Origin of the sequence: Mycobacterium gordonae, assembly GCF_001417955.2 — a bacterium.
In the GTDB taxonomy this organism is placed as follows: Bacteria; Actinomycetota; Actinomycetes; order Mycobacteriales; family Mycobacteriaceae; genus Mycobacterium; species Mycobacterium gordonae_B.
In genome coordinates this window covers 156,062-174,667 of the sequence record NZ_LKTM01000339.1, presented here as the reverse complement: position 1 = coordinate 174,667, position 18,606 = coordinate 156,062, and the positions used below count along the sequence as shown (strand labels likewise).

Genomic DNA, 18,606 nt, shown 5'->3' with positions numbered 1-18,606 from the left:
GGATGGTTGTGCCGGTTGCTGTCGAGGGGTGTCGGGGCCCGCAGGGGAGTGTGAATGGCTGCCAGAACTGGAGATCGGTCATTGGTGACTGCGTCCAGCGCGGATGAGCTTGCGCGCCAATTCTTGAAGTCGGCCTACGCCGACAGCGCCTATATCGATTGGACCCTTGATCGGCGTCTGGAAGGATTTCTGCATCGTCGCGGCCTGGACTGCCTGGTCGAAGACGGTGATGCCTACGACCTGGTGCTGGAGCGGGTGATGGTCCATATCGGTGACGCGGCCCGCGCCGGCACGACCGAAGCGCCGGGTCGACCAGCACCCGCGAATTGAGCGGCTTCGGCAACGAGGCGCTGACGGGTGACCGGCGCGCCGGAAAAATCTAGGCGGTGCCATTGGATTTAAGCTGGCGTTGCGTGAATCATGATGGCAGAAGTTGACCTGCTGCTTTTCAGCGTGATTTCGCACGGTCAGCCAGGGAGGAATTCGCAATGGTGAAGGTTTTCTTGGTCGATGACCATGAAGTGGTTCGGCGGGGACTGGTCGACCTTCTTGCCAGCGACCCTGAGCTCGAAGTGATCGGCGAAGCGGGGTCCGTATCCGAAGCCATGGCCAGGATTCCGGCTTTGAAGCCTGACGTCGCGGTCCTGGACGTGCGACTCCCGGATGGAAACGGCATCGAATTGTGCCGCGACCTGCTGTCCGCCGTTACGGAGCTGCGCTGCCTGATGCTGACATCGTTCACCTCCGATGAAGCGATGCTGGAGGCGATTCTGGCCGGTGCCAGCGGCTATGTCGTGAAGGACATCAAAGGCCTGGAACTGGCGCGAGCGATCAAAGAGGTCGGAGCGGGCAAGTCCCTACTCGACAATCGGGCCGCGGCAGCCCTGATGGCGAAGCTGCGCGGTGGCGGGGAGAAGAAGGATCCGCTGGCCGCGCTGACCGAACAGGAGCGGACGCTCCTCGGCCTGCTGGGCGAGGGTCTGACCAACAGGCAGATCGCGGACCGGATGTATCTCGCCGAGAAGACCGTGAAAAATTACGTGTCGCGTTTGCTGGCCAAACTGGGTATGGAACGGCGCACGCAAGCGGCGGTGTTCGCGTCCCGGCTGGGCACCGAGTCCGGTTCGCGAACACCACCGCACGGCCGATAGAAATTTTTCGTTTTGCGACCAGTGCGTGCGTCCGGCGGACAAGTGTGACAACCGCTGTCTGACAGGCTGGCAGGGTCGGTGGCCGCCTGACGCCGATGTGATTAAGCTGATCAGCGGCATCGGGCGTGCCGTGCACCGCCGGAAGCCAAGGATCGTCTTGGAGGTACAGCTCGGGTGGGCAAAGACGAGCACGGGTCAGCTTTTGCTGGCCTCGGTCAGCCTGGACTTGTGACCAGGATGCACCAGCAACTCGACGAATTGATGGCGGCCCGCGACCAGATGGAACAGCTGCTCCGGGTGATCGTCGAGATCGGTTCGGACCTCGACCTCGACGCGACGTTGCTCAGAATCATTCACGCGGCCCGGGAGCTGACGTCGGCGCCATACGGCGCGCTTGCCGTCCGCGATCCTGAAGGCACACTGCTCAGGTTCGTCCATTCGGGCATCGACGACGAGAAGGCCCACAAGATCGGCCATCTGCCGGTGGGCAAGGGCGTTCTGGGCGTCTCGCTCGTCGAGACGCCCGCGCTTCGGCTGGAAGACCTGACCCGCCATCCGGCTGCGGTGGGCTTTCCCGAGCACCACCCACCGATGCGCGCATTTCTCGGTGTCCCGATCATGATCCGCGGGGTGGTGTTCGGCAGCCTCTATCTGACCCACGTCGACCCGGGCCGAACGTTCACCGAGTCCGACGAGTTCGCGGCTCGCGCGTTGGCGTTCGCCGCGGCGGTGGCCATCGACAACGCGCAGGTCTTCGAGCGCGAGCGGACCTCCGTCAAGTGGATGGAGGCGAGTCGTGAAATCACCACCGCGCTGCTGGCCGGCGATCATGCCCACCGACGTCCCTTGCAGCTGATCGCCGAGCGCGCCCGCACCCTTACCGGATCGGAGCAGGGGATCGTCCTGGTGCCCATCGACAGCGACCTGCCGTTGGACGAAGCGGACACACTGGTGGTCTCCGCGGCGGTCGGCAGGCACGCCGACGAGGTGATCGGGCAGCGGGTTCCGGTGGACGGCTCTACCAGCGGTGCCGTGTTTCGCTCGGGCAAACCGTTGATCACCGAGTCGTTGAGCTATCCGATCCAGGCTTTCACCGACGTCGGTCAGCGCTCTGCGATCGTCATGCCGCTGCGTGCCCACGATCAGACGGCGGGCGTGCTGGCCCTTGCCCGCGACGCCTATCAGCCGCCGTTCGAGGACAGCGACCTCGATCTGGTCGGCCAGTTCGCCACCCATGCCGCGATAGCGCTGATGCTGGCGTCAGGGCGGGAGAACGCGCGGCAGCTGACGATTTTGGCCGAGCGGGAGCGGATCGCCCACGACCTCCATGACCACGTCATCCAACGACTCTTCGCCGCCGGAATGGATCTACAGGGGACACTGGCCCGGGCCCGCTCGCCCGAAGTCGCCGACCGGCTCAACCGCACGCTCGATGACTTACAGAAGATCATCGAAGAGATTCGCACGACGATCTTCCAGCTGAAGCTGCCGGTGGGGTCCGACGGGGGCTTCCGGCACCGTCTGCAGCGGATCGTCGCGGATCTCACCGACGACCGCGACATCTACACCACCGTCCACATGGACGGCCCCATGAGCGCGGTCGACGGTGAGCTCGCCGATCACGCGGAAGCCGTTGCGACAGAGGCGATCAGCAACGTGATTCGGCATTCCGGCGCTTCGAGGCTGACCATCGAGGTCAGTGCCGCCGACATGTTCACCATGACGATCAGCGACAACGGCCACGGCGTCCCGGCCGACAATCGCCGGCGCAGTGGTCTGGCGAACCTGGAGCATCGGGCTCAACAACTCGGTGGCACTTGCGAAGTCAGCAGTTCGCCTGCCGACGGGACCCGGGTCCATTGGACGGTGCCGCTGCCCGTGGGCTGATCGGTCCGCGGTCAGCGCACCACCAGCACCGAACGTCCGGCGTGCCCGAAATGGGGATCGAGCGGCCCCACCATTTTGGCGACCTTGCCCGCGTCGCCGGCGCCTATCACCGCAAGGTGCACGGGTTCTTGTGTGTCGCCGAGGAATTCGGCGGCACCGTCGCGGGCGGCGGCCGGGCGGACATGCACACCGGGGTACTGGTTCACCCACCGGCCCAGCCGGTGCTCCAGCTGGGAGTAGGGGATCTCGCCAAATCCCCAGCGCCACACGCCGAGCGCCAGGATCGGTGCGGACCGCAGCCCTGCTTCCCGGAAGCCGTGCTCGAGCACCAGGTCGTTGTCCGCGGAATCGTCGACGACGACGGCGATCGAGCCGGAGGCCGGCGCTTCGGCGCCGCGACTCGTCCGGATGACGGCCGCTGGGCACAACGCGCCCCGCGCCACCTCCTCGGCGGTGGAACCCAGCACCCGCCGTGCGAAGCGTCCGATGCCCACGGAGCCGACGCAAACCATTGCCGCACTGCGGGATTCGTCAATCAAGACCCGCCCGGGCAAGCCGGTCACCAGGTCGGTCTCGATTTTCACCGGCTGCCCGGTCGCGTGCACCGCGGCACAGGCGGCACGCAGTGCGGTCTCACCGTACTCGGTGTCGAGGTTTTCTTCCCCCGGGGGCGCGTCCGCCGGAGGTGGCGTGACGGCATAGACCAGACGCAGTGGGATGTCGAGGGCGCCGGCCTCTGGAACGGCCCACCGGGCGGCGTTGATCGCCGCGTCCGACCCGTCGATTCCCACCACTACCGACCTCGGGGACTCTTTGTGGTCCATAGCGCAGACGCTATCGTGCGATTTGGGCCTGCCGGCAGGGTCGTTTGGCACCTGGCGGCGCGAATTTGGTCCCGTGAGCGGGCTTGGGCCGCAACAACGAAGGGTCTCACGACTTACGCGGTCGAGGACTTAAGGCCCGTGACCAGACACCTCCGGAGCAATAGCGTCATAGTCAGGGCGTCACAGATCAGGCGTCGAAGGAGGACACCATGTCTGGCACCGTGACTCGTTATGGCGTCGTCGTCGGCGTCGACGGATCGGCCGCATCCAATGCCGCCGTCTTCTGGGCGGCCCATGAGGCGGCGATGCGACACGTCCCACTGACCCTGGTCCACATGTACAACCCGGTCGTGCCGGCGTATCCGCAGGTGCCGACGGCGGCGGGAGTCACGTTGTGGCAGAAGGACGATGGCCGCGAGCTTCTCGAGCACGCGGTCAAGATCGCCGAGGACGCCCTGTCGACGGACCGGACGATCGGCATAACCAGCGAAGTGAAGGCGTCGGCCCCGGTACCCACCCTGATCGAGATGTCTCGGGACGCCGAGATGGTCGTGGTGGGTTCCACCGGGCGCAGCGCGGTCGAGCGCGTCCTGCTGGGGTCGGTCAGCTCGGGTGTGGCGCACAGTGCGAAGTGCCCGGTCGCCATCATCCGCGAGGAAGCCTCGTGGATGCCGCAGTCCAAGAGCGCGCCGGTAGTGGTGGGCATCGACTGCTCCCCGACTTCTGAGCACGCGCTGGCCCTCGCCCTTGATGAAGCATCACGACGCGGGGTCGAACTCACCGCTGTGCACGCCTGGAGCGACATGGCGGTTTACCAGTTGCCCTGGCTGGAATGGCGCGAGGAAGCCGAGCGCAACCTGGCCGAGTACCTGGCGGGGTGGCAGGAGCGGTATCCCGACGTCAAGGTCAACCGGGTGATCGTTCTCGACCATCCCGGTCGCGCCCTGATCGAAGAGTCCGAACGCGCGCAGCTCGTCGTCGTCGGCAGCCACGGCCGAGGCGGCCTGTCCGGCATGCTGCTGGGGTCGGTCAGTAACGGCGTGGTGCACGCGGTGCGGGCGCCGGTGATCGTGGCGCACCAGTCCTGACGGCCGGCCTCAACGCCACTTGATGCCGCAGCCGATCGACGGTCGCTGATTCGGGTCGACCGGCCGTCCGGCAAGGACCGCTTCCACCGCGCCACGTACGTCGGCCGCCGTTACCGGCAGTTCGTTCTTGGGCCGGGAATCGTCGAGCTGACCCCGATAAACCAGGCGACGGTCAGCGTCGAACACGAATGTGTCGGGAGTGCAGGCGGCCGAGAACGCGCGTGCGACGTCCTGGCTCTCGTCGTAGAGGTACGGGAAGGTCCAGCCGTGGCGCTCGGCCTCGGCGACCATCTGATCGGGACCGTCCTGTGGATACGCCACGACGTCGTTGCTGGAAATGGCGACCATCGGCACCCCCCGTTCGACGAGGTCGCGGCCCAGTTCGGCGAGGCCGTCGGCGACGTGCTGGACGTAGGGGCAGTGATTGCAGATGAAGGTGACGACCAGCGCTGGGCCGGTCAGGTCGTCGAGGCTCAGGGTGGCGCCGGTCGCGTGTTCGGGCAGGGCGAAGTGCGGTGCGGGAGTGCCGAGCTCGAGCATTGTCGATTCGATAGCCATTCCGCCAGCGTACGTCGGCGGCCCGTCACGACGAGGCGAGCGTCAGCCCCGGACGGCGCGGATGCGGATGGGGCCACGCCACTCGGTGGCGGGATCGAGCACATTTCCGCGTTGTGTGATTTCCACGCGGCCGGATTTGGCCAGCTCCCGTGCGATGGCGCGCGCCTCGTCCATCAGCTCACGCCACTGCTTGCCACCGACGGCCCGGGCCGCATCCGACGGGCAGGTGCTGCTGTCCGGACCACGCAGCTCTGCCAGAGCGAGGATCGCGGACTCCAGTCGTTGCCCCACCGGACCGTCACCCAGGGCGGTCTGGGCGTAAGGCGCTTCCGGTCTTGCTTCGTCTACGGCGCGGCCTAGTTCGGCGCGCATTCGGTCGACCATACTTCCATTCAAGTCCTAGCCGGACGTGCTTTCCACTGAGCGGGTCCGGTATTCCGAGCCCGACGACTCACAGCCGTAAGTCGTTGCGCTTCAACGGCTAGGCCGAATGGTGCCGCTTTCTAGTCCGCGATGCGCTCCAGAAGGTCCATGACCGTCGACGCGTTGTTGGGCCCGGCAGCGGCCATCAACACCGCGTGCGCCCGGGTCGGCTCAGTTTCCGGGGAAACCACCAGTAGCACGACCTTATTGCGATTCAAACCAAGAATCTCGACGGTGTTAGCAGGCTGGCGGCTATATCCGTCGAGTCGTACCACCCGACCGCCGGTCCTGAATTTGGCTGGGGAGCTTCGCCATTCGCCCACGTTGTAGATCACCCGGCAAATGGGACCGAGGCGAACCGAGAGGACCGACAGCAGATCGGGCAGCTCGGTTTCAAGCCTGTCGCTGCGCGGTTGCCAGGCACCGTCGACATAGCCGCTCAGTGGCGCCTTGGGCTTGAGCTTCAGCCGCGGTGTGTGCTCGGGTGGGGGGTGCCGGTTGCCGGCTTCCAACTGACCATTTCTCGGCGCCATGACGACGCTCCCGTCTTGACCGCGAGACTGGCCAAATCCTTCGAATCGCCAATGACACGACCTTGACTGATCATGCACGAGTTATTGCCGATGTTTTCCACTGTACGCCAGGTGTATTCGGGCCCGGTATGCGTTCTCAGCGAATGGAAACCAATTGATCGATCGAGTCAGCCGGCAAGTCGCCGTCGACGACAGCAGTCACCGACAGCTGGTTCAAGGTGATGGCGCCTTTGTGGTTGTCGAGAAATGCGGTGTCTGCGGCGTCACGACCGGTGGCGATCCGCACCAATGTCTGCCGAGGCGCCAACAGCGTCGCATCGACTACGCGCCACTGCCCTTCGACGAATGCCTCGGCCACCGCGTGAAAATCCATGGGATACAAGCCTGGTGCGTACACGGAAACCAGCCGGGCCGGAACGTTCACCGCACGGAGTAGGGCCACCACCAGATGGGCAAAGTCCCTACAAACGCCCTTGCCGGCAAGCAAGGTGTCTACTGCTCCGTCGATCGGATCGCTGGACCCCGGCACATAATTCAACCGGGTGCCCACCCATGAGCTGACATTCTCCAAGAGCGTCGCCGAATCGTTGTACGAGCCGAATTCGGTTGCGGCGAAACCATAGAACTTGTCGGCCTCGGCGTAGCGGCTGGGCCGCAGATACATCGACTGGTCGTATTCGGTGACCGGAGCCGGATCGGTCTGACCCACGATGGTCGCCGAGTACTCGACCTTCAGAGTCCCCACCGCTGCATCGAACTTGTGGATCCGGTTGCCATGGACGCCGCTGACCTCCAACGGTTGGATGAGGTCTCCGTTGAGAAGGAAGCGCAATGACTCGAATACCTCGGTGTGCGGATGCGGTGCAACGGCGATCTGAAATTCCAGGGTCGTAGGGGCGGTGATTTGCACTTCCATCTCGGTGCCCACTTCTCGTCTCATGGCGCGATAATGCGCCAATCGTGAGGGATTCGCCAGGCGAGCCGCGTGCTCTGTCATCTGGGGGCGGCCATGGTTCTGCGGGTGCTCGGTCGATTCCATCGCTACGAATCCGTCGTCCCGATCGATTCCCCGAAGCCGGGGTAGCGTGGGGGGATCAAGGTCGTCATGAAGAGCGCGGCCGCTGTAAATCGCTTCGTCGACGATGCGGCGAGATCTGGCCATTGTGGTCAAGACGGGAGCGTCCTGATGACGCGCGAATTGTCCGACGCGGTGGCCGGATCACCGGCCGACGCTATCAGCTTGTCGCCTCATAATTCGCTGGCGGCATAGTGCGCGTCCGCCGACCAGGGACAGCGCGACGACCTCCGGAACCATCGTCTGCCGCACCCACTGTTTCAGCGTTGTCTGAAAATACTTCTGGGGTAAGCGGTTTCGCAGCAGAATGTGCGACACATTGGTAACGCGCCTTTCCGGGCCCGCTGCTTTGTCGCTGCAGACGGAAGGCCCGTCGACACCTGCCCACAGTGTCGCGATCATCATCCTCGATGGCTCCGATCGGCTCAGCCACCAAAGCCTGCACCAACTGGTGGTCTCCTCGTTGCCGCGATTGGCCCGCTTCCGTAGTCGGCTAGTGACCAAGCCTCTCGGCATCGGCCACCCGGTATGGGCCGAGATCGCGGACTATGACCCGTCGGAGCACATTCACCGCGCAACGGCTCCGGCGCCTGGTGGTCGTGCCGAATTGGCACGGTTGGTTGCGGAATTGTCCAGCGGTCATCGTGAATGCCGCGAACGGCTCTGGGAGGCTTGGACTGTCGACGGACTGGCGGACGGTCGGTGGGCGCTGGTGGTAAGGATGTCACCCGTCCTGAACGACAGGTTCGCAGGGTGGGGGTCGGTATGGCCCAGACTGCTGAGTCGCGGTCCGCACCTTGGTGTGGTCGACGATCTACCGACCGAGCCGAGCCTGGGCACTGCGCCGTCCGTCGGTGAACTTGTGATCGATATGGTGACCGAGATCGTCGAGAACCAGGTCACGGGTGCGTGGCTGATTGCAGAGACGGTATTGGGCGCCCTGCAGACAGCGCATGGCCGACTTCTCGGAGCCGATCGGCGCCGCTCAACGCCTACATCATCCCAACCGACCCGGCCGACGCCCCAGACGGCGTTCAACTCGCCGCTGACCAAACGGCGCGCGGTCGCTTTCACCACACTGTCGTTGGCCGATGTCAGGGCGGTCAGCAAGGCTTTTGGGGGTAGCGACACCAATGTGATGCTGGCTGCGTGCACCCTGTCGCTGCGGGCCTGGCTACGCCGGCAAGACCAGTTGCCCGCCGATCCGCTGTCGATGCGGATACCATTCGAATTGCCGGCGAGGGACCCCGCGCGGGTCGGCCGGACTCTGTCGGTCGGGCGGCTTCGTCTACCGGTGCACCTGGACGACCCCGTCCAGGTTTTGGCGATCCTGCACACCGCCACCGAACGGCTCAATACTGTGCGTCGTGGCACTGACGAAAGTAGTTATTCTGCCGTCGATTTCATGGCAATCACGTCCCTGGTTCCGCCGAACATAGCTCGTGTCGCGATGCAGCTCTACACTCGCTGTGGCCTGCGGCGTCTGTTCGAGCCGACCTGTCACGGCAGCATCAGTTATGTGGTTGTAGGACCGACTCCCGCCTACTGTGCCGGCTCGAGGGTCGCTGGCGTTCACGCCCTGTCGCCGCTGGCCGAGTCCAGTGGTCTGAACATCGCGTTCACAGCGCGCGGTGACGAGCTCGACGTGAGCGTGTATGCGTGTCCCGACAATGTGCCCGCGATCGACGACATCGCCACCGGGATCGTCGACTCAATTAAGGTATTGCTGGCGGCGGCTCAGGACTCTCCGCGCGGTCAGGGCCGTTCTGTCGTCACCGAGATGGCGTCGCATCCGGCGAATCGATCACGCGGCCGCACGTACTGACCGGGGCATCGCACCGGCAACCGTCCACGCGGCCGGATTTGTGCACCTGGGTGGGCGTCCCAAAGACATCGTGGAATTGAAGGGCTTCAGGTTCAGTCATGGCTATGCTTGTGCACGCTGGGAGGCCCCACGTGTGCGCCCGGTAAGGCGATTTGCGCCCGTGCTTTCCGCTCGGTCGGTGCTGACGCATGGTTGAGTATTCGTTTGCCGCAGAAGTTCCGGAAGGTGAGGCGAGACAGTTGGCAGCAGTGTCAGCCGTGGTGCTCTCGGGCAAGGGCGGAACAGCCAAGACGTTGTGGCAGATGATGCTGGCGGGGGAGGCCTCGCGGCTGGGGATCTCCACGTTGCTGGTCGACGCGGACCCGGAGCGCAACCTGTCCAACCACTTCGGGGTGTCGCAGCACTCGACCGGGCTGGGCTCGGTGCTCGAGGACGCCGGCATCAATTTCTGGGGCGATCCCGGCACCGCGGCCAAGCGGGTCGATGAGGAGATCATCGACACCAAATGGCCGCACGTCGAACTGCTACCGGCAGGGGCGTCGTTGACCCGGGTGGCCGGGGTCGGCGTCTCGGACACCGGCCTGCTCCGTGGCATCTTCACCGCGGCGGGCGTGTTCGAGCGCTATGAACTCGTTCTGATCGACACCGGTGGCCGCACGGGCTCGCTCGAGGCGCTCGCCATGCACCTGGCCGATGTGGCTTATGCGCCGATCGCGCCTACCGGCGACGCGGTCCGCAAGGCCATCGAGGCGCGCAACAGGGTCGAGCGCATCCAGCGCATTCACCCGCTCAAATGGTGCGGGGTCGTGCTGTCCGGCTTCGACAGCCGCAACGGCATCGAGCAGTCGATCCGCGAAACGGTGTACAAGGAGTTCGGCGACGAGGTGCGCGCCGAAGTCCCCCGGCGCGCCATCATCAACGAGGTGTTCCAACTGGGAGATCGGCTGGGCGACCGCCACGAGTGGGTCGCGCGACAGCTTGCGCCCATCTTTCGCCGATTTCTGGAGGAGGACCTGCTGGGTCGGCGATGAGTCTCGGGTCTTCCCACGGTCGGTAATGACATGCGCTCACTGATCATCACGCAGAACATCACCCTGGACGGCTCGATAGAGATGCTCGGGGACTGGTTCAATCCCGAGACACACGACGATGAACTGACGGCTGAACTGCGCCGTCAGGACGAAACCGCCGACGCTCTGTTGCTGGGCCGACAGACATTCCAGGACTTCCGCAGCTACTGGCCGCACCAGACCGACGACCCCACCGGCATCGCGGACTACATCAACGGTGTCACCAAGTACGTGGTGTCCTCGACGATCACCGATCCGCAGTGGAGCAACTCGGTCATCGTGTCCGGCGATGCCGTGGAGCAGGTCAGGACGCTCAAGGCCGCCGCGGGCGGCGATATCGTCGCCACCGGCAGCATTACGTTGTGCCACAACCTGATTGCCGCGGGTCTGGTCGATGAATATCGGCTGTTCATCTACCCGTACATCCAAGGCGGCGGGCGGCGGCTGTTCCCGGACGGCACCACCATTTCGGGGCTCGTCCCGGCAGCCGCACCTGTGACGTTTCCCGGCGGCGTCACGCTGGCTAGCTGGACGGCCCGGACGTCGGCGGCTCGTCGCTGAGCGTCAGCTCGCCGGCGAGCGCGCTACCGACTGCTCCGGCTCCTAATGCGTTGGGGTGCAGGGGCGCGGCAAGATGTGAGAGCTCGAATCCTTCGATGTACCTGTCGCCGGGGGCGGCGCACATGTCGTGTCCCACCGAGACCGGTCGGGTATCGAAGAAGTCGACTTGCAACTTGGTGGCCAATCTCCGCTGCTGATCGTCGATCTCGTCTACCTTGGCCTGGAAGTAGTCGGCATCCGTGGGATTGATGGGCTGCGCTGCGAAACATCCCCCGGGCCGTATGTACGTCGCATAACCGACCAGCACGACGCGGGCCCGCGGGGCTTTCGCCCGCACAGCGCCAATCATGGCTTCCCACAACGGTATCTGCGTGCGGATAGCCGCGCTGAACCGGTCACTGCCGCCCGCGACGAAGTCGTTGAAGCAGGGCGGCTGCGTCAAGGAACTCCGGCGACACTGAGCCGCGCTGGCGGCCAGGCCGACGTCGTTGCCGCCGATCGTGATGGTGACCAGTTCGGTGTCCACAGAGACAGCGTCGATCTGCCGGGGCACCTTCCCGCCGCTGGTCGACTGTTCTCGATCAGTGATATCGGCGGCGGTGGCGCCGCTGCAACTGACGTCGACGAAGCTGGCGGCGCCGATGCGGCGGGCCAAGACCGCGGGATAGTCGTTCGTCGACTTGAAGCACCCGGGAGGGTCGGCCGCATCGGGTACCAGCGGCGCCGCAGCCGCAGAGTCGCCGAGCGCTACGTATTTGACGCCCCGGCGAACCACTTCGGCGCCCCGCGGTGCCGCGGTTGCGCAGACCGCGGTCACCGCGACCAGCAACGCCGCGGGGTAAACCGACGTCCTTCGACGCCACCGGGAAATTTCGGTCATTTCACCGCCAGAGTAGCGAAGCGACGGTGAGCCACTGGCCGGTTGCTTTACGGCGCTTTACCGAGATCGCCGAGGGAATTCCTGATCCCGCCGTCCATGTGGATCTGAACCGCTGCCACCGCGACCATCACCGCCGAGGTCACCAGATGCACCACGGCATCGGTGATGTTGTTGGGGAAGGTGAACACGTACGCGACCTGATGCGAGAAGAATGCCTAGACACCCGGCGTCGCGCCGGCGATCGCGGCAAGCACGAGATAGAGCACGGCCCATGATTTGCGGAGTGCGAACACTAGGCCAGGACCGAAGAGGGCCAGGCCGGCGACGGCATGCCAGCCGTTGTAATCCATGCCGAGGAGTTGGACGGTCGGCGCGTGTGGCCCGGTCGCGAAACTCGGTTCCATAATGAACCCGATCACCGCCTGGATGACGTGCAGAGCGCAGATGATCAGCAGCCCGATCTGGGCGAAGCTCCACCTCATACGGCACCTCCTCGTGCTGACGGGTTCGACGCAATACTACGCCTCGTAGTAGAGGTCTGTGTGGGGTCGTGGCAACATACAAGCGCGGCGCCAGCCCGCGGGCACACCCGATCTACGCGCAATTCGCGCGGCGTCAGCTAACGCAGTAGCGCCTCGCCAGGCGAATGGTCTCAATCCAGGAAGCGCCGTGGAATGGGTGCGTCGATACATATTGTTGAATTTGTCTAACCAATAGTCATACGAGTGTCCCAGAAATAGCTGCACCACCTGGCAAGCTCTGCCAAGAACGCCGCGGTACCTTCCCACGCCTGGCCAAAGTCCCAGCTCAATGCTATATGCATCGGCACAGTGGGATTGCCTCCGGTCGGAGCAGGCCGGCCGGAATAATTTTCTGTATTAGTCGGCACGAACGGTTGAAACTGGCGTCACTCTATGGCAGCCTTCGTGTCCGTGATGCAATCGTTATAGAGATCTGAGCGCGACCCCGCCTGAGGCAGATATAAGACAGTTATGTGGCTGTTATAAGACCGTGATTGACCAAAGGATTGTGCATGTCGTATGTGATCGCGACCCCCGAAGCGCTGGCTGCGGCGGTGACGGATATCGCCGGAATCGGATCCTCGCTCAGCGCCGCCAATGCCGCGGCAGCGGTTCCGACCACCGAGATTCTGGCCGCCGCCGCCGATGAGATATCAACCGCCGTCGCCTCGTTGTTCGGCGCCCACGCGCTGGACTATCAGTCACTGAGCGCCCGGGTGGCGTCTTTTCAGACCCAGTTCATGGACTCTCTCTTCGCCGGCGCGCAACGGTATGCCGGCGCCGAGTTGCTCAACGGTTCGCTGCTGCGCGACGTTGCGGAGCGGCTGCTGGGCGGCGGACGGCCGGGCAGCGACGGTTCGAGTGCGGGATCCGCGAGCGCCGAGGCGACCGGTGCGGCGACGAGCCAGCCGACTGGCGTGACGGCGAAGACGACGGCAGCCGCCGCCACCGCCACCGCGACGCAGGCATCGGGCGGCGCGACCGGCACGGGGATAAAGGCGACGTATGCCACCACATCGCAGTGGAACAGCGGATTCGTCGCCAACTACACGATCACCAACACCGGCACAACGCCGTTGACCAACTGGCAACTCCAATTCAGCCTGCCCACAGGCGAATCCGTGGCGAACCTGTGGAACGGACACGTCACGCAGTCCGGCACGCAGTACACGGTCACCCCGCAGAGCTACAACACCACCATCGCTCCCGGTGACTCGGTCACCGTCGGATTCCAGGGCGCTCAGTCCGGGACCTATTCACCACCGACCAATGTGTCGATCGGCGGTCAGCCGGTCATCGGCGGCCCGACCCCGCCCGTCACCACCCCACCGGTCACGACACCGCCGGCCGGCACCGGCGGACTGACGGCCGCGTATACGGCGACGTCGCAGTGGAACAGCGGATTCAACGGGAACTATGCGATCACGAATTCAGGTACCACGCCGCTGAGCAACTGGAACCTCCAATTCGACCTCCCCGCAAACGAATCCATCACCAACCTGTGGAATGGTCAGGTCACTCACACCGGCTCGCACTATACGGTGACCCCGGCCAGCTACAACGGCTCGATCGCGCCGGGCAGCACCGTCAACGTCGGCTTCCAGGCGTCCCAGACCGGCTCCTACGCGGCGCCGACGAACGTGCTCATCAATGGTCAGGCCGCGTCACGGGCGGCACGACCACGCCACCGATTACCACGCCCCCGACGACCACCCCGCCGACCACCACACCGCCGACCGGCGGCACCCTCATCTCCAACCAGTACGGGACCACCACGGTCGGCAACGCCTATGTCGTGCAGAACAACGCGTGGAACAACCCGGGCGGACAGGCGATCACCGTCAGCCAGACCGGCTTCACCATCACCACTGAAAACGGTTCTGCCCCGACCAACGGCGCCCCGCTGGGTTACCCGTCCATCTACACGGGCTGGCACTACGGCACGGGTTCACCGGGCACGATCCTGCCGATACAGCTGGGCCAGATTCAGACGGCGACCAGCAGCATCAGCTACACCTATCCAACCAGCGGGATCTACGACGCCGCCTACGACATCTGGCTGAATCCCACGCCCATCACCACCGGCGTCAACCAGCAGGAAGTGATGATCTGGTTCAACCACACCGGCCCCATTCAGCCGGTCGGCTCGGTGGTGGGCAATGCGACCATCGACGGGCAGAACTTCGCGGTGTGGAAGGGCAGCAACGGCCAGAACAACGTGGTGTCGTATGTGGCGAACTCGCCGATCACCACGTGGAACAGTTTCGATGTGATGGGTTTCATCGACAACACCCAGACGTGGGAGCCGGTGACCGACTCGTGGTACCTGACGAGCATCCAGGCCGGCTTCGAGCCGTGGAGCGGCAGTGTCGGCGCGGGCGTCAACAACTTCTCCGCCAGCATCAACGGCCACAACTGAACCCGCTGCGCGAGAACAGGTTTGATCAGTTCGCCGGCGCGGGGGTCATCGATCCGATGAAGTACGTTTCGCGGCCGGTGGGGTAGCCGCCGCCATTGGTGGCGATATGGACGTGGTCGTAATGGTTGGCCGTTTCGTTGCCCAGGTCGGCGGTCCAGCTTCCCGAGGCGGGGCCGAGGTAGATCTTCTGCCGCCAGATGACGTGGTCGATTCCCCAGCGTTTGGCGTTGGCCAGGGCCAGCCCCGCGATCTGATTGCCCAGCGCGATGCCTTCCGGGCTGTCATGGTTCGGGATCATCACGTCGATCGCCAGACCACTCGGGTGCCAGCGCAAGGCATCCTGCCGGAAGCCGCCGATGGTCTTGATCTCCGGGAACAGCAACTCGATGACCCGGGCCGCCCAGATCGTCTTGACCTGCAAGCCTCCCTCGGGGGCGATCCCGGCAGGCAGCGCCATCTGAAAGTCCTGGGCCGACATGGGCGCGTTGCCGGCCAACATCGCCGCCTCGGCCGCGCTTGCGGTCTGGGGGGCGGCGACCGACGGGGACGCCGTCGGGCTTGTCGCCGGCGGCGCCGCGACCAGAGGGCTGTCGGCGCAGCAGGGCGTGTTCTGCTTGGTGTCCTGGGCGTAGATCATCCCGCCGGCCAGCACCAGCGAGGCCGCGATCGCCAACCAGCGGCCCCAGCCTTTCGCATCGGCGTCTTTGCCCACCTGGAGCACTCTAGTGTCGTGTGGGGCGGATGTGGCACTCTTCGCCAGCTTGTCGGCGTTTTCTCAGCTCACTCGCAGCTCAGTTCCGCCCCGGCAGTTTCATCACGGTGCGCACGATGGGCAACAGCGACTTCTGCCAGAGGGTCGAAGGAAGACCAAAGGGCGGATCGAGATTGAACACCCGAGCGGTCGCGATCGTCTGCGACTCGGTGTATTTCAACAGGCCTTCGGGTCCGTGCCGGCGACCGACACCGGACTGGCCCATTCCGCCCATCGGTGCGCTGAGGCTGCCCCATGCGAATGCGTAACCCTCGTCGACGTTCACCGTTCCCGAACGCAACCGGGCGGCGATCTGCTGGCCTTCGGCCGGCGTGCGGGCCCACACGCTTGCGTTCAGCCCGTATTCGGTGTCGTTGGCCTTCTCCACGGCTTCATCGACGTCGGCCACCGGGTAGATCGAGACCAGCGGCCCGAACGTCTCGTTGGCCGCGCATTCCATCTCCGGGGTGACGTCGGTGAGCACCGTCGGCTCATAGAACAGGGGGCCGACGTCGGGCCGGGCCTTGCCACCCGCGATCACCTTGGCGCCCTTTGACGTTGCGTCCTTCACGTGCTCCGAGACGGTCTCGAGCTGGCCTTCGGAAATCAGGCTGCCCATGTCGACCGAGAAGTCGTAGGCGGTGCCGAGCTTCATGTTGCGCACGGCGTCACCGAACTTGCGGGTGAACTCGTCGGCGATGTCCTTCTCGACGTAGATCCGCTCGATGGAGATGCAGAGCTGGCCGGCGTTGGAGAAACACGCACGGGTGGCCGCCTTGGCCGCCTTGTCCAGGTTCGCGCCCCGGGTGACGATCATGGCGTTCTTGCCGCCGAGTTCGGCGGAGAAACCGATGAGACGGCGGCCGGCCTGCTCGGCGAGGTGGCTGCCGGTCTGGGAGGAGCCGGTGAACATCAGATAATCGCAGTTCTCGGTGATCGCGGTGCCGACCACCGAGCCCGGGCCCGGCACGATCGCGTACAGCGCTCGCGGAAGACCTGCTCGGTACAACAGTTCGGCGCAGGCCAGCGCGCAGTACGGTGTCTGGCTGTCCGGCTTGAGCACCACCGCGTTGCCGGCGAGCAGCGCCGGCACGGAGTCCGATGCGGTCAGCGTCATCGGGTAGTTCCACGGTGAGATCACACCGACCACGCCTTTGGGCTGGTAGCCCACCGTGGTCTTGCCGATCGCCGGCAGCAGCGCCTGCACGTTCTGCGGTTTGAGCAGCTTGGCGGTGACGCGAACGTAGTAGTTCGCGTTCGCCATCAGGTCGACGATCTCCTCCTGCGCCGCCCACCGCGCCTTGCCGGCCTCGGCCTGCAGCAGATCCATCAGGAACTCGCGGTTCTCGATCACCAGGTCCCGGTAGCGGCGGATGATCTCGATGCGCTCGGCGACGGGTCGCCTGGCCCATTCGACCTGTGCCGCCCGTGCCTGGGCGAACGCGGCAGCGACGTCGTCGGCGGTGCCGACCGGGATGGTGGTCAGCGGCTTGCCGGTGAAGACTTCGTCGATCGTCTTGGTCGGACGTTCGGCGATGTCCTTGATCGCGGCGAGCTGACGCAAGCGGTCGAAGACCTCGGCTGACGGTGCAGGCATATCGCTACCTCTCGAAGCACACGGGGTGTCTGTGACCTCAGCCTATCCGTCTGGACAAAGTGGCTATTGCGCGCTGGTCAGCGCTGTGCTGTCAACGAGCCGAAATCTGTTGCGCAATATCTCCGTATCGTTCGAACCGTTCCGGATCGCTCAGAGCGTTGTAGAGAACGATGCGGGTGGCGGTCCTCTGGTACTTGTCGACGAGCGCGTCCGCCAGCCCGTCCCAGGTCGCCTCGGTGGCGAATACCGCGATGTGGTCGTCGGTGATCTGCGCTGCCATCCCTTTGAAGTCACCCGCCTTCTGCTTCTCCCGAATCCGCGCCGTTGTGCCGTCGAATCCGGCTTCGTCCAGGATGAAGGCGTAATTGGGGGTGCTGGCGTAGAAGCTGAGACTTGCCCGCACGAGTTCCCGTTCGTTGTGCCGTTCCTCGTCGGTGTCACCGACGATCGTCATGACCGGCACGATCACCGCGATGTCGGATGTGTCGCGGCCGGACTTCTCGGCGCCGGCGGCGACGTTCGGTGCGACGTGGCGCGCGAGGTATCCGGGTTCCCCGAGGGGGTGGACGTGCACGCCGTCGGCGACTTCGCCGGCCATGCGCAGCATCCAGGGATTGACCGCGGCGACGTCGACCTTGGGGTCCGCCGCATCGATGGGGCCGGCGCTCCACTGGGGGGTGATGAAATCGAGGTCATAAAAATCGCCGTGGTGATCGAGTCTTCCGGTTCGGAACGCGCTGAAGCACGCCTTGACGGCCCGCACGTAATCGCGCAGGCGCGGGCCGGGACGTTCGAAAGGCATTCCGTAGCGGCGCACCACGTGCGTGCGCACCTGGGTGCCCAGACCGAGGCGGAAATTGCCGTTGGTTGCTTCCTGCAGTTCCCACGCCGTCGCCGCCGTGACGAACGGGCTGCGCGGAAAGGCGACGGCGACACCGGTCGACAGCTCCAGACCGGGAGCGGCCTGGGACGCCACGGCGGCGTTCAAGTAGGCGGTGCGTCCGGTTTCGGTGAACAGCAGGCCGGAGAACCCGGCTTCCTGAGTACGCCTGGCGGTGTCTCCGATCTGCTTCAACGGCTGCGGGATAGTCATCGCGTCGACCTGCACGGTCTGAACGCTACCTGCGGCGGCCCGGTGTGCGCACCAACACCGCACATCTGACCGATCCGGCGCCGGCGCGAGTGAATGCGGCTGATCGTCAGCCGATTTCGGCGCAAGAATTCCGCAAGAAGTTCGCGAACTTGTGGCAAGCGTTGTGGCGCATCGTATGTGGTGACCGACGGTTGCCTGGCGATCTTGGGATCGGTAGCGACCCGATGGGCATGCAATGTGACCCGACCGCCCCCGGTCTCGACAACGTGGGAGGCAGTGGCCGGTAGGGGTCGGGAAAGCCGGGCCGGCCCGAGCTGAATATCGCAGCTCGTTCCGGCCGCGGATTGAAG

19 protein-coding genes and 4 pseudogenes are annotated in these 18,606 nt (G+C 65.0%); 11 read left to right on the top strand and 12 right to left on the bottom strand.

The window, feature by feature from the left end:
• The first annotated feature begins 54 nt into the window (after positions 1-54).
• The 3 genes from AO501_RS24105 (at position 55) to AO501_RS24095 (ending at position 3,038) form a co-directional block, all read left to right on the top strand.
• Positions 55-330: a hypothetical protein gene (locus tag AO501_RS24105; RefSeq protein WP_055580086.1), complete on the top strand. Its 276-nt coding sequence runs from the start codon at positions 55-57 to the stop codon at positions 328-330.
• 158 nt (positions 331-488) lie between these two features.
• Positions 489-1,151 (top strand): response regulator, encoded by a 663-nt coding sequence (locus tag AO501_RS24100; RefSeq protein WP_055580085.1) that lies wholly within the window; start codon positions 489-491, stop codon positions 1,149-1,151.
• Between the two features lie 237 nt (positions 1,152-1,388).
• A complete protein-coding gene (locus tag AO501_RS24095) occupies positions 1,389-3,038 on the top strand; it encodes a GAF domain-containing sensor histidine kinase (protein ID WP_197419939.1) in 1,650 nt (549 codons plus the stop codon).
• 11 nt (positions 3,039-3,049) lie between these two features.
• Here AO501_RS24095 and AO501_RS24090 read toward each other — a convergent pair whose 3' ends face one another.
• Positions 3,050-3,862, bottom strand: a complete 813-nt coding sequence (locus AO501_RS24090; RefSeq protein ID WP_055580083.1) for a universal stress protein — start codon at positions 3,860-3,862, stop codon at positions 3,050-3,052.
• Between the two features lie 209 nt (positions 3,863-4,071).
• On the opposite strand from AO501_RS24090, the gene AO501_RS24085 reads away from it, so the two are divergent.
• On the top strand, positions 4,072-4,950 hold the full coding sequence (locus tag AO501_RS24085) for a universal stress protein (protein ID WP_055580082.1): 879 nt from the start codon (positions 4,072-4,074) through the stop codon (positions 4,948-4,950).
• Positions 4,951-4,959: 9 nt separating this feature from the next.
• On the opposite strand, the gene AO501_RS24080 is transcribed toward AO501_RS24085, so the two are convergent.
• From AO501_RS24080 to AO501_RS24065, 4 genes are all read right to left on the bottom strand, one after another.
• On the bottom strand, positions 4,960-5,508 hold the full coding sequence (locus AO501_RS24080) for a thioredoxin family protein (protein ID WP_055580081.1): 549 nt from the start codon (positions 5,506-5,508) through the stop codon (positions 4,960-4,962).
• A 42-nt stretch (positions 5,509-5,550) separates the two neighbouring features.
• The gene (locus AO501_RS24075) at positions 5,551-5,880 is read right to left on the bottom strand and encodes a DUF3253 domain-containing protein (RefSeq protein ID WP_231752591.1); all 330 of its coding nucleotides are present in this window, start codon (positions 5,878-5,880) and stop codon (positions 5,551-5,553) included.
• A gap of 131 nt (positions 5,881-6,011) precedes the next feature.
• Entirely contained in the window at positions 6,012-6,464 is a 453-nt protein-coding gene (locus AO501_RS24070; protein ID WP_055580080.1) for a DUF5994 family protein, read from the bottom strand.
• 136 nt (positions 6,465-6,600) lie between these two features.
• Positions 6,601-7,404, bottom strand: coding sequence for a transglutaminase-like domain-containing protein (locus AO501_RS24065; RefSeq protein WP_197419938.1), 804 nt, complete (start codon positions 7,402-7,404; stop codon positions 6,601-6,603).
• A gap of 442 nt (positions 7,405-7,846) precedes the next feature.
• Between AO501_RS24065 and AO501_RS24060 the strand changes: the two genes are divergently transcribed.
• The 3 genes from AO501_RS24060 to AO501_RS24050 all read left to right on the top strand — a co-directional run bounded on the left by AO501_RS24060 (position 7,847) and on the right by AO501_RS24050 (position 10,995).
• The gene (locus AO501_RS24060; RefSeq protein WP_231752590.1) at positions 7,847-9,364 is read left to right on the top strand and encodes a wax ester/triacylglycerol synthase domain-containing protein; all 1,518 of its coding nucleotides are present in this window, start codon (positions 7,847-7,849) and stop codon (positions 9,362-9,364) included.
• Positions 9,365-9,612: 248 nt separating this feature from the next.
• A complete protein-coding gene (locus AO501_RS24055; RefSeq protein ID WP_231752596.1) occupies positions 9,613-10,395 on the top strand; it encodes a ParA family protein in 783 nt (260 codons plus the stop codon).
• Between the two features lie 30 nt (positions 10,396-10,425).
• On the top strand, positions 10,426-10,995 hold the full coding sequence (locus tag AO501_RS24050) for a dihydrofolate reductase family protein (protein WP_055580078.1): 570 nt from the start codon (positions 10,426-10,428) through the stop codon (positions 10,993-10,995).
• Here the strand turns inward: AO501_RS24050 and AO501_RS24045 are convergent.
• Positions 10,958-11,875: an SGNH/GDSL hydrolase family protein gene (locus AO501_RS24045; protein WP_082658805.1), complete on the bottom strand. Its 918-nt coding sequence runs from the start codon at positions 11,873-11,875 to the stop codon at positions 10,958-10,960. The genes AO501_RS24050 and AO501_RS24045 overlap by 38 nt on opposite strands.
• 47 nt (positions 11,876-11,922) lie before the next feature.
• Positions 11,923-12,357, bottom strand: a pseudogene (locus AO501_RS24040) (DUF4383 domain-containing protein).
• 551 nt (positions 12,358-12,908) lie between these two features.
• Between AO501_RS24040 and AO501_RS39625 the strand changes: the two are divergent.
• Positions 12,909-13,124: pseudogene (locus AO501_RS39625) on the top strand (PE family protein); the annotation flags it as partial.
• On the opposite strand, the gene AO501_RS39620 reads toward AO501_RS39625, so the two are convergent.
• The gene (locus AO501_RS39620; RefSeq protein ID WP_055580075.1) at positions 13,124-13,441 is read right to left on the bottom strand and encodes a hypothetical protein; all 318 of its coding nucleotides are present in this window, start codon (positions 13,439-13,441) and stop codon (positions 13,124-13,126) included. The pseudogene AO501_RS39625 and the gene AO501_RS39620 overlap by 1 nt on opposite strands.
• Between AO501_RS39620 and AO501_RS40800 the strand changes: the two are divergent.
• A pseudogene (locus AO501_RS40800) lies at positions 13,389-13,625 on the top strand (cellulose binding domain-containing protein); the annotation flags it as partial. The gene AO501_RS39620 and the pseudogene AO501_RS40800 sit on opposite strands and share 53 nt — an antisense overlap.
• Positions 13,626-13,681: 56 nt before the next feature.
• Here AO501_RS40800 and AO501_RS40345 read toward each other — a convergent pair.
• Positions 13,682-13,804: a hypothetical protein gene (locus AO501_RS40345; RefSeq protein ID WP_269435188.1), complete on the bottom strand. Its 123-nt coding sequence runs from the start codon at positions 13,802-13,804 to the stop codon at positions 13,682-13,684.
• On the opposite strand from AO501_RS40345, the pseudogene AO501_RS39615 reads away from it, so the two are divergent.
• Positions 13,758-13,997 (top strand): annotated as a pseudogene (locus AO501_RS39615) (cellulose binding domain-containing protein); the annotation flags it as partial. The gene AO501_RS40345 and the pseudogene AO501_RS39615 overlap by 47 nt on opposite strands.
• Entirely contained in the window at positions 13,898-14,815 is a 918-nt protein-coding gene (locus AO501_RS39610) for a GH12 family glycosyl hydrolase domain-containing protein (protein WP_055580074.1), read from the top strand. The pseudogene AO501_RS39615 and the gene AO501_RS39610, both read left to right, overlap by 100 nt.
• A 25-nt stretch (positions 14,816-14,840) precedes the next feature.
• Here the strand turns inward: AO501_RS39610 and AO501_RS24020 are convergent, their stop codons facing one another.
• The 3 genes from AO501_RS24020 to AO501_RS24010 all read right to left on the bottom strand — a co-directional run bounded on the left by AO501_RS24020 (position 14,841) and on the right by AO501_RS24010 (position 18,271).
• The gene (locus AO501_RS24020) at positions 14,841-15,536 is read right to left on the bottom strand and encodes a hypothetical protein (protein ID WP_055580073.1); all 696 of its coding nucleotides are present in this window, start codon (positions 15,534-15,536) and stop codon (positions 14,841-14,843) included.
• A 70-nt stretch (positions 15,537-15,606) separates the two neighbouring features.
• Positions 15,607-17,163 (bottom strand): succinic semialdehyde dehydrogenase, encoded by a 1,557-nt coding sequence (locus tag AO501_RS24015; RefSeq protein WP_055580072.1) that lies wholly within the window; start codon positions 17,161-17,163, stop codon positions 15,607-15,609.
• A gap of 91 nt (positions 17,164-17,254) precedes the next feature.
• Positions 17,255-18,271, bottom strand: a complete 1,017-nt coding sequence (locus AO501_RS24010) for a TIGR03617 family F420-dependent LLM class oxidoreductase (protein ID WP_055580071.1) — start codon at positions 18,269-18,271, stop codon at positions 17,255-17,257.
• Positions 18,272-18,606 lie beyond the last annotated feature (335 nt).

Excerpts from the sequence above, each read along its gene's own strand:
- AO501_RS24105 (WP_055580086.1), top strand. The coding sequence starts at position 55 with ATGGCTGCCAGAACTGGAGATCGGTCATTGGTGACTGCGTCCAGCGCG.
- AO501_RS24100 (WP_055580085.1), top strand. The coding sequence starts at position 489 with ATGGTGAAGGTTTTCTTGGTCGATGACCATGAAGTGGTTCGGCGGGGA.
- AO501_RS24095 (WP_197419939.1), top strand. The coding sequence starts at position 1,389 with ATGCACCAGCAACTCGACGAATTGATGGCGGCCCGCGACCAGATGGAA.
- AO501_RS24090 (WP_055580083.1), bottom strand. The coding sequence starts at position 3,862 with ATGGACCACAAAGAGTCCCCGAGGTCGGTAGTGGTGGGAATCGACGGG.
- AO501_RS24085 (WP_055580082.1), top strand. The coding sequence starts at position 4,072 with ATGTCTGGCACCGTGACTCGTTATGGCGTCGTCGTCGGCGTCGACGGA.
- AO501_RS24080 (WP_055580081.1), bottom strand. The coding sequence starts at position 5,508 with ATGGCTATCGAATCGACAATGCTCGAGCTCGGCACTCCCGCACCGCAC.
- AO501_RS24075 (WP_231752591.1), bottom strand. The coding sequence starts at position 5,880 with ATGCGCGCCGAACTAGGCCGCGCCGTAGACGAAGCAAGACCGGAAGCG.
- AO501_RS24070 (WP_055580080.1), bottom strand. The coding sequence starts at position 6,464 with ATGGCGCCGAGAAATGGTCAGTTGGAAGCCGGCAACCGGCACCCCCCA.
- AO501_RS24065 (WP_197419938.1), bottom strand. The coding sequence starts at position 7,404 with ATGAGACGAGAAGTGGGCACCGAGATGGAAGTGCAAATCACCGCCCCT.
- AO501_RS24060 (WP_231752590.1), top strand. The coding sequence starts at position 7,847 with ATGTGCGACACATTGGTAACGCGCCTTTCCGGGCCCGCTGCTTTGTCG.
- AO501_RS24050 (WP_055580078.1), top strand. The coding sequence starts at position 10,426 with ATGCGCTCACTGATCATCACGCAGAACATCACCCTGGACGGCTCGATA.
- AO501_RS24045 (WP_082658805.1), bottom strand. The coding sequence starts at position 11,875 with ATGACCGAAATTTCCCGGTGGCGTCGAAGGACGTCGGTTTACCCCGCG.
- AO501_RS24015 (WP_055580072.1), bottom strand. The coding sequence starts at position 17,163 with ATGCCTGCACCGTCAGCCGAGGTCTTCGACCGCTTGCGTCAGCTCGCC.